Annotated in this window: 8 protein-coding genes; 5 read left to right on the top strand and 3 right to left on the bottom strand. The window is 67.1% G+C overall.

Annotated elements, in window-relative coordinates; all coding sequences use genetic code 11:
* The 3 genes from hemE to rpsU form a co-directional block, all read right to left on the bottom strand.
* Positions 1-1,034, bottom strand: a 1,034-nt coding sequence (hemE, locus tag EA346_RS11375; protein ID WP_296758661.1) for a uroporphyrinogen decarboxylase, incomplete at its 3' end; no start/stop codon positions are given.
* Between the two features lie 103 nt (positions 1,035-1,137).
* Positions 1,138-1,596 (bottom strand): GatB/YqeY domain-containing protein, encoded by a 459-nt coding sequence (locus EA346_RS11370; protein ID WP_296758657.1) that lies wholly within the window; start codon positions 1,594-1,596, stop codon positions 1,138-1,140.
* A gap of 25 nt (positions 1,597-1,621) precedes the next feature.
* A complete protein-coding gene (rpsU, locus tag EA346_RS11365; RefSeq protein ID WP_296749726.1) occupies positions 1,622-1,837 on the bottom strand; it encodes a 30S ribosomal protein S21 in 216 nt (71 codons plus the stop codon).
* A 154-nt stretch (positions 1,838-1,991) separates the two neighbouring features.
* Between rpsU and aroB the strand changes: the two genes are divergently transcribed.
* The 5 genes from aroB to EA346_RS11340 all read left to right on the top strand — a co-directional run.
* Positions 1,992-3,089, top strand: coding sequence for a 3-dehydroquinate synthase (aroB, locus tag EA346_RS11360; RefSeq protein ID WP_296758655.1), 1,098 nt, complete (start codon positions 1,992-1,994; stop codon positions 3,087-3,089).
* Positions 3,082-4,263: a deoxyguanosinetriphosphate triphosphohydrolase gene (locus tag EA346_RS11355; protein ID WP_296758652.1), complete on the top strand. Its 1,182-nt coding sequence runs from the start codon at positions 3,082-3,084 to the stop codon at positions 4,261-4,263. The genes aroB and EA346_RS11355 overlap by 8 nt, the downstream gene beginning before the upstream one ends.
* 10 nt (positions 4,264-4,273) lie before the next feature.
* Positions 4,274-6,115: an AAA family ATPase gene (locus EA346_RS11350; RefSeq protein ID WP_296758650.1), complete on the top strand. Its 1,842-nt coding sequence runs from the start codon at positions 4,274-4,276 to the stop codon at positions 6,113-6,115.
* 84 nt (positions 6,116-6,199) lie between these two features.
* A complete protein-coding gene (dnaG, locus tag EA346_RS11345) occupies positions 6,200-7,984 on the top strand; it encodes a DNA primase (RefSeq protein ID WP_296758647.1) in 1,785 nt (594 codons plus the stop codon).
* Between the two features lie 265 nt (positions 7,985-8,249).
* Positions 8,250-9,555 (top strand): sigma-70 family RNA polymerase sigma factor (locus tag EA346_RS11340; RefSeq protein WP_296758643.1); only part of this gene is annotated, 1,306 nt, incomplete at its 3' end.

The raw sequence follows: 9,555 nt of genomic DNA, 5'->3' as shown, positions 1-9,555 counted from the left end.
GTCTCGACCAGCGTGGCGACCCGGTCCGGGTCGATGCCGGGATGGATGCCATGACCGAGGTTGAAGACGTGCCCGGTCTTGCCCTTGAAGCCGTCCAGCACGCGCCGTGCCTCGGCACGCACCACGTCATCTCCGGCATAGAGCACCGATGGATCCATGTTTCCCTGCAGCGCGACCCGATCCCCGACCCGGGCCTCGGCCTCGGCGATCTCGATCGTCCAGTCGAGGCCCAGCGCATCGGCGCCCGTGTCCGCCTGCCACTCGAGCCAGGATCCGCCACCCTTGGTGAACAGGATCACCGGCACGCGCCGGCCCTCGTGCTCCCGGGTCAGTTCATCGACGATGCGCTGCATGTAGGCCAGCGAGAACTCGCGGTAGAGCCGCGGCGAGAGCGATCCGCCCCAGGTATCGAAAATCATCACCGCCTGGGCACCGGCCTGGATCTGGGCGTTGAGGTAACTGGCCACCGCCGCAGAGACCTTCTGCAACAGGGCGTGCATCGCCTGCGGCTCCCCGTAGAGCAGGCGCTTGGTCTCGGCGAAGTCGCGCGAGGTCGCCCCCTCCACCATGTAGGTCGCCAGGGTCCAGGGGCTGCCGGCGAAGCCGATCAGCGGCACGCGGCCCTGCAGTTCGCGCCGGATCAGGCGCACCGCGTCCATCACGTAGCGCAGCTCCTGCTCGGGATCGGGGATCGGCAGGCGCTCGATGTCCGCCAGCGAGCGCACCGGATCGCGGAAACGCGGCCCCTCCCCGGTCTCGAAATACAGGCCCAGGCCCATCGCGTCGGGGACGGTGAGGATGTCCGAGAACAGGATCGCCGCATCCAGCGGAAAGCGCGCCAGCGGCTGCATGGTCACTTCACACGCCAGTTCCGGGTTCTGGCAGAGATCCAGGAAACTACCGGCCCGCGCCCGACTCGCGCGGTACTCCGGCAGATAGCGCCCGGCCTGCCGCATGATCCAGATCGGCGTGCGGTCCACGGGTTGGCGCAGCAGGGCGCGCAGGAATCGATCATTGGCCAGCGGTGTCGTCATCTTCATCCTCGGAACGGGTCTGGCGACCATTACCCGACTCCGGGAGCCGCGCAAATGGACACGAAGTGGACCTTGAAGGTCGGGCTGGGGGGAGCGACTTCGGTCAGCCGCCGGCGCGCTGGGCGAGCACTTCCCGAACCGCCCGGCTGACTTCCGCCATGTCGGCCCTGCCGCTCAGCCTGGGCTTCAGGATCGCCATGACCTGCCCCATGTCCTTTGGCCCGGCGGCACCGGACTCCTCGACCGCCGTCTCGATCAGCGCCGCCACGGCGTCCGCGCCCAGCGGCTCGGGCATGTATTCCCGAATGATCGCGACTTCGGCTTCCTCGCGGGCAGCGAGATCCTCGCGCTGTCCCTTGCGGTACTGCTCGATGGAGTCGCGGCGCTGTTTCAGCATCCGGTTCAGGATCGCGAGGATGACCGCATCGTCCGGTTCGCGGCGCTCATCGACCTCGAACTGCTTGATTTCGGACTGGATCAGCCGCAGGGTTCCGAGGCGCTCGCGGTCGCGTGCGCGCATCGCATCCTTCACCGCTTCCGCGATGCGGGTCTTCAACACCATGAGGCGTGCCTGGGGCGGGGGGGGGTCAGTACATCCGCACGCGGCGGGTGATGTCCCTGGAATTGCGCTTGAGCTGACGCTTGACGGCCGCCGCCGCCTTGCGCTTGCGCTCGGTGGTCGGCTTTTCATAGTACTCGCGGCGGCGCACCTCGGAGACCACACCGGCCTTTTCACAGGTGCGCTTGAAGCGGCGCAGGGCAACTTCGAAGGGCTCGTTTTCGCGTACTCGAACGTGGGGCATATCTTCTCCGTAACTGATCTTGATATCGAATCCTGGGCACGCAGGATCGCTCGCACTGCCTGAGCAGAACTCGCAATGATAGATCAAAGCAATGCAAAGAAAAACCCAGGGGCCTGTCTACGCTTGCCCGGGCGGTCACGTTATCATGCCGTGGATGAAGACCCTCAACGTCGAACTCGGCACGCGAAGCTATCCGATCCACATCGGCAGCGGCCTGCTGGACCGTCCGGAGCTGTTGCAGCCCCATTGGCACGGGCAGCGCCTGTTCGTGGTCAGCAACGAAACGGTGGCGCCGCTGCACGGCGAGCGACTGCGCTCGCTGCTCGGCGGGCAACCCGTGACGTGGATGAACCTCCCGGACGGCGAGCAGTTCAAGACGCTGGCGACGGTGGAATCCATCCTGACCCGGATGCTCGAGGCCCGCCTCGACCGCGGTAGCACCCTGATCGCATTCGGCGGCGGCGTGGTCGGCGACATCGCCGGGTTCGCCGCGGCGATCTACCAGCGTGGCATCGATTTCATCCAGGTGCCGACCACCCTGCTCTCCCAGGTCGACTCGTCCGTGGGCGGCAAGACGGGCGTCAACCATCCGCTGGGCAAGAACATGATCGGTGCCTTCCACCAGCCTCGTGCCGTGCTCATCGACACCGATACCCTGCGGACATTGCCGCTGCGAGAGCTGCGCGCCGGCGCGGCCGAGATCATCAAGTACGGCCTGATCCAGGATGCCGGGTTCTTCGCCTGGCTGGAGCGACACATCGAGGAACTGCTGGACCTGCAGGAAGAGGTCCTGATCGAGGCCATCTACCGCTCCTGCGCCTGCAAGGCCGAGGTGGTTGCGGCCGACGAACGCGAGGCCGGGCGCAGGGCACTGCTGAACCTCGGCCACACCTTCGGCCACGCGATCGAGGCCGGCATGGGCTACGGCCAGTGGCTGCACGGCGAAGCCGTCGGCACCGGCATGGCGATGGCCGCGCGCATGTCGGAACGCATGGGCTGGCTCAGCAGCGCCGAGCGGGAACGGACCGAGGCCTTGATCGCCCGCGCCGGGCTGCAGCTGTCCCCGCCGCCAGAGGTCGGCGCCGAGCGTTTCCGCGAGCTGATGGCCATCGACAAGAAGGTCATGGACGGTCGCCTGCGGCTGGTGCTGCTGAAGGCGATCGGCACCGCAGCGGTGACCGGCGAGTTCCCACACGAGGCGCTGGAGAACACCCTGCCGCCCCCCGAGACGCGCGAGACCGGCATTGGCTGAGCCCGCGACCGAAACGAGGCCCGCCGGTCCCGGGCTCGCGCCGTACGCGGCCGCGACAGCCCATTCCCGTGGCCGCCGCCATCCCGAGCCGCCGCCGAACCACCGCGGCGAATTCCAGCGCGACCGCGACCGCATCGTGCACAGCACCGCCTTTCGACGCCTGAAGTACAAGACCCAGGTCTTCGTGAGCCACGAGGGCGACCTGTTCCGCAACCGGCTCACCCACTCGCTGGAGGTCGCCCAGATCGCGCGCTCCAGCGCCCGCGCGCTGGGACTGAACGAGGATCTGACCGAGGCCATCGCCCTCGCGCACGACCTCGGCCACACACCCTTCGGCCACGCCGGACAGCGTGCGCTGAACAACTGCATGCGCGACCGCGGCGGCTTCGAACACAACCTGCAGTCTCTGCGGATCGTCGACTTTCTCGAGCAGCACTATGCCGAATTCGACGGGCTGAACCTAACGTTCGAGACTCGGGAAGGCGTCCTGAAACACTGCTCGCAGGAAAACGCACGGCGCCTCGGGCCTGTCGCCGAGCGTTTCCTGAAGGACGGGCAGCCGAGCCTGGAGGCCCAACTCACCAACGTGGCCGACGAGGTTGCCTACAACAATCACGACATCGACGATGGCCTTCGCGCGGGTCTGCTCACCATGGAGCAACTGTGCGAGGTCGAGCTGTTCCGTGTACGCTACGAGCAGGTACGCTCCCGCTACCCGACACTGGAAGCGCGCCGGGTGCAGCACGAGACCGTGCGCAGGATGATCGATGCGCTGGTGTCGGACCTGATCACCACCAGCCGCGTGGCCGTCTCCGCGGCGGGGGTCGACCATCCCGATGCGGTGCGCGCATTCCCCGAGCCGCTGATCCGGTTCAGTCCGGAGATGGCCCTTCAGAATCGGGAACTCAAGCGCTTCCTGCGCCAGAACCTGTACCATCATCATCGGGTCCACCGGATGACGGTGAAGGCCCAGCGCATCGTGCAGGACCTGTTCAATGCCTTCATGGACGACGCCAAGCTGCTTCCCGAACACTTCCAGACCCATGGCCGCCGGCTCGCCGAGCACGACGAACATGGACTGGCGCGGGGCATTGCCGACTACATCGCCGGGATGACCGACCGCCACGCCATTCGTGAACACCACCGGGTCTTCGACCTGCGCACACTGATCTGAGCCCGCCGCCATGTCCCTGCATCCCGACTGTCTGGTCGAACTGAAGCTGCGGTACCCGCCGTTCGACTCGCTGCCGACCGAGGATTTCGTCTACACCGACGACCGGCTGGAAGCCCTGATGACCTCCGCCGCGGAGGCAATCGAGGCACCCGGTGCAATCCTGATGCTCACCGGCGAGGACGGTTCCGGGCGCAGCATGCAGTTGATGCGACTGCTGGGATCTTTGCCCGACAACTATGAACTGATCGCCTTCCGCGCGCGGCTGAACACCCAGTTCGAGGCGGTGGACTTCACCATCCGCAATCACCTGCGCGCCAGCGGCCACGACGATCCGGACCGCCCCCTGGGCGACCTGCTGGCCGGTCGCATCCGCGCCGGTTTCGATCCGGTGATCGCGGTGGACGACGCCCACCTGCTGGGGATGGATCTCATCAACATCCTGCTGCGCATCCGCAGCGACATCCTCAGTGCCGAGGGCCGGGCGCCGCGCCTGATCCTGGCCGGCGATCCGGTACTGCAGCGCCGCCGCCTGCAGTTGCGTTCGTCCGACGAACAACAGACCGCACGCTTTACCCTGCGCCCCTTCAGCCTGGAACAGACCGAGGCCTACCTGCGGCACCGCCTGCGCGCGGCCGGCATGCCCGATCATGGCGCCCTGCTGACGGAGGACGTGATCGCCGACCTGCAGGCCGAAAGCAAGGGGCTTCCGGAAGGCCTGAACATTTTCGCCAACGAGTGGCTGGAGCGCGTTTGCCGGGCACGCATGGGAAAATCCGCTGCGGCAGGCTCCACCTCCGGCGCGCATGCGAACGGGGGCGAGGGTCCGACGTGGCAGACTTCCCCTACCGCCCTCGGCGTGACCGGCGACCCGCCTGCGGAGACACCGCTCGACAGCGCGCGGCGCTACGAGGAATCCGACGACCAGTACGGCGACCAATACGACGAGCAGCACGAGGAACGCGACCTCGCGGACCAGCGTGCGGATGAGGAGGATCGCGGCCCGGAACCGCAGCAAAGCGAACCGGAACGCGAGCAGGAGACCTCCCCGGTCCCGTTCTGGAGTCGGACCTGGTTCGTTCCCGCGGTTGCCGCATTGGTCGCCTTCCTGATCCTCGCCCCGTTCGCGCGACACCTCTTCGACCGCCCCCCGACCCCTCCCGTCAGCACCGTGGATTTGCCGCTTCCCGTCGTTCCGGCGCCGGCGCCAGAGCCGGCCGAACCGGGGCCTGCCTGGGAGGATCCGTTGGCCATCGCACCGGGACCGCCGGACGATCCCCGAATCGTCGAAGTTCCGTTCGACGACCGTCCCCCGGCAGAGATGACCCCACCGGAAGAGCCCCTGCCGGCGCCACAACCCGAACCGCGCCCGGAGCTTCCTGCCGAGCCGCCTCCTGCCGAGCCGACCCCCGCGCCCGCTCCGGTCGAGCCGCCCCCTGCCCAGCCGGCGCCCCCGCCCGTTCCGGTCGAGCCGCCCCCTGCCGACCCGGTGCCCCCACCCGCTCCGGCCCAGCCGCCTCCTGTCCCGGCCCAACCGCCCGCCGCCGCCCCCATGGCAGAGACCTTGGCCGAGGACCGGGCCTGGCTCGGGCGACAGAACCGCGACCAGTTCACCATCCAGCTGATCGCAGCGCAGAACGCTGCCGCGGCGCGCAGTTTCGTCGAAGCCCACGGCTTGGCGGGAATCCGCCTGATCCCAACACAGTCGGGCGGACGAGACTTCGTCGTCGCACTGGCGGGCAGCTTCGCCAGCCGTTCGGCGGCGGAGCAGGCGCTCGCCAACCTTCCGGAGGAAGTGCGCGCGGGCCAACCCTGGATCCGCTCCATCGGGTCGGTCCAGGATATCCAGCGCTGACTCTAATGGGTCACGCAGGCGGGATACGTGCCATGATGCGCGCGGGAGAATAACGGCTCCGCTGGGCCGACCACAGGCAGCCCCATGGCAGGACGCATACCACAGGCCTTCATCGACGACCTGCTCGAACGCACGGATCTGGTCGAACTGATCCAGCGTTATGTACCGCTGAAGAAATCCGGCAGCGAGTTCGCTGCGTGCTGCCCGTTCCACAGCGAGAACACGCCATCGTTCTACGTCTCGCCGCAGAAGCAGTTCTATCACTGCTTCGGCTGCGGAGCCCACGGCACCGCCGTCAGCTTCCTGATGGAGCACGAGAACCTGAGCTTTCCCGAAGCCATCGGACAGCTCGCGGAATGGGCAGGCCTGGAGGTGCCGCGCGAGCCGGGCAGCGTCGAGGCCGAACCCACCGCGCATCTCATCGAGGCCCTCGAGGCGGCAGCCCGTTTCTACGTCGACCAGTTGAAACACAGCCCCGTCGCGGTGGAGTACCTGAAGGGACGCGGCATCGACGGCAACACCGCGCGGGACTTCGCCATTGGCTGGGCGCCGGCGGGCGCGGGCACCCTGGTCCGCGCACTGGGCGAGCGCTTCGACACGGAAACGCTGATCGCGTCCGGCCTGGCCGCGCGCCGGGACGACGGCAGCCTGCGCGACCGCTTCCGCGCACGCATCCTGTTCCCGATCCGCGACCGCCGCGGCCGAGTGACCGGCTTCGGCGGACGCCTGATCGAACCCGGCGAGCCCAAGTACCTGAACAGCCCTGAATCCGCAGTCTTTCACAAGAGCCAGACCATCTACGGGCTGTTCGAGGCAAGGCGCGCCGAGACCCGGCTCGGCGAACTCGTGGTCACCGAGGGCTACATGGATGTGGTCGGACTGGCTCAGGCGGGCTTCCGGCGTGCGGTCGCCTGCATGGGCACCGCCCTCACCCGCGGCCACCTGGACCTGCTGTTCCGTCAGGTACCCCGGCTGGTCCTTTGCTTCGACGGCGACGAGGCCGGGCGGCGTGCCGCCTGGCGGGCCATGGAACAGGCGCTTCCCGTCGTTCAGGGCATGCGCGAGATCCGCGTGCTGTTCCTGCCCGAGGGCGACGACCCGGACAGCCTCGTCCGCCGCGAGGGGCTGGAGGGCTGGCAGCGGCGCCTGAACGCGGGCACCGTCCTGTCGGAGACGTTCATGCGCCTGCTCGCAGAGCGCTATCCGCTGGATACCGCCGAGGGTCGCAGCCAGTGCGCGCATGCGGCCGTGGCTTTGGTCAACACCGTGAACGACCCGCTGTTTCGCGGGCAACTCTGCGACCTCGTGGCGGAGCGTACCCAGACCCCCCGCGCAAGGATCGAGGCGATGCTCGAGCAGCCTGAAGCCGGTCCACGAACCGCTGCCGCCCCGCCCCGGGGGGGCGACGATTCATCCGGCGGCACCGCACCTAGAGGGCGAAACCAGCTGTGGTCCGCGCTGCTCGCGCGCGTCCTGCAGTTGCCGCGGGCGGACTGGCGAGACCCGAGCATACTGCGCCTGGTCGCCGCGGGCGGCCGTGCTCCGGAGATTCTCGGCTCCATCCTCGACAGTATCGACGCCAGCCCCGGCATTTCCACCGCCCGCCTCCTCGAACAGTTCCGGGACGCCAGCTTCTTCCCTCGCCTGATGCAACTGGCCAGCCTGCCACTGGGCGGCGAGGAACCCGAACTCTCCCGGCGCGTTGCACTCGACAGCGCCGACCGCCTGTTCCGCGAGCATTGCAGGGAACGCATGCGCAGCCTGTCGTCCCAGACAGACCGTCCGCTGGGGCAGGAAGAGCTCGAGGAGTTGCGGCGCCTGCAGGCGTTGCTCGCGCAGGGCGAGGGCATGGGGAACAGAGGGGAATAAGCGTCCCGCCGACACGTCCCATCAGCGTTGAAGAGCTTGAAAACCTGGCTCACCACCCCCACATCCGTGGAAAGCCGAAGATCGTGGGCGGGAAATCGACGGGACCATGACCCGGAAATGGCTTGCCGCCAGGGGTTGTGGCTTTCGGGAAGGTTACAGATCCCCAACGGCCTTCATACCACAACGCAGCGCAACTGCAAAATCAGCATTCTCTGCTATACTGTCTGGCTTGGTTTCAGACGAATCACCTCGGAGCTTATACGCGATGAATCGGGAAGAGCAGCAGTCTCAGCTCAAGGAGCTTATTGCCAAGGGCAAGGAGCAGGGCTACCTCACGTATACCGAGGTGAACGACCACCTGCCGGACTCGATCATCGACTCCGAGCAGATCGAAGACATCATTGCGATGATCAACGACATGGGCATCGCGGTGCACGAACAGGCGCCCGATGCCGATACGCTACTCCTTTCCGACGGCAGTGTCTCCAGCGATGACGATGCCGAGGATGCCGTGGCCGCTCTGGCGGCCGTCGACAGCGACTTCGGGCGCACGACGGACCCGGTGCGCATGTACATGCGCGAGATGGGTACGGTCGAACTGCTGACCCGCGAGGGTGAGATCCGGATTGCGAAGCGCATTGAAGAGGGCCTGATGCAGGTCCTGTTCGCCCTTGCGCACCATCCCACGGCGATCAGCCAGTTGCTCGCGCAGTACGAACGCCTGGTCGCGAACAACAACCGCCTGACCGACCTGGTGGTCTCCTTCATCAACCCCGACATCGCCGACGGCGAGGCGGTCGCGCGAGGCCTTGCCGACCCGGCCGACATTCCCGAAACCCCGGCCCCCGCCCCACCGGCTGCTGCCGATGCCAGCGACGACAGCGGCGATGCCAGCGACGACGATTCGGACGACGAGGAGGTCGAAGACACCGGCCCCGATCCCGAAGAGGCGCGGGTGCGGTTCGGGCGGCTCGCCGAATTGCAACAGACCGCCCAGGAAGCCTGCGAGCGGGGCGACAGGGAATCGTACGCCGTGGCCCGCGAGGAGACGGCGCGCTACTTCATGGAATTCAAGCTGGTTCCGCGCGTGGTCGACGAACTGACGTCCAACCTGCACAGGACCATCGACCAGATCCGCCGCCACGAGCGCCAGATCATGAACCTGGTGGTGGTGCAGTCGCACATGCCCCGAAAGATTTTCATCGACTCGTTCCCGAAGAACGAGACCAACCTGGACTGGATCGCCGAGGCGCAGAAAGCGAGGGGCAAGTACACCGACCAACTGGCGCTGGTCGCCGACGACGTGGTGCGACTGCAGAAGAAGCTCCGCGAGATCGAACGGCAGGCCAACCTGAGCATTGCCGAGATCAAGGACATCAACCGCCGCATGTCGATCGGCGAGGCCAAGGCACGACGCGCGAAGAAGGAGATGGTCGAGGCCAACCTGCGCCTGGTGATCTCCATCGCCAAGAAGTACACCAACCGCGGCCTGCAGTTCCTGGACCTGATCCAGGAGGGCAACATCGGCCTGATGAAGGCGGTGGACAAGTTCGAATACCGCCGCGGCTACA

Source organism: Thioalkalivibrio sp. (assembly GCF_007692535.1).
Taxonomy (GTDB): Bacteria; Pseudomonadota; Gammaproteobacteria; order Ectothiorhodospirales; family Ectothiorhodospiraceae; genus Thioalkalivibrio.
Note: the sequence above shows the minus strand (reverse complement) of the source record. Positions and strands in the feature narration are given on the sequence as shown.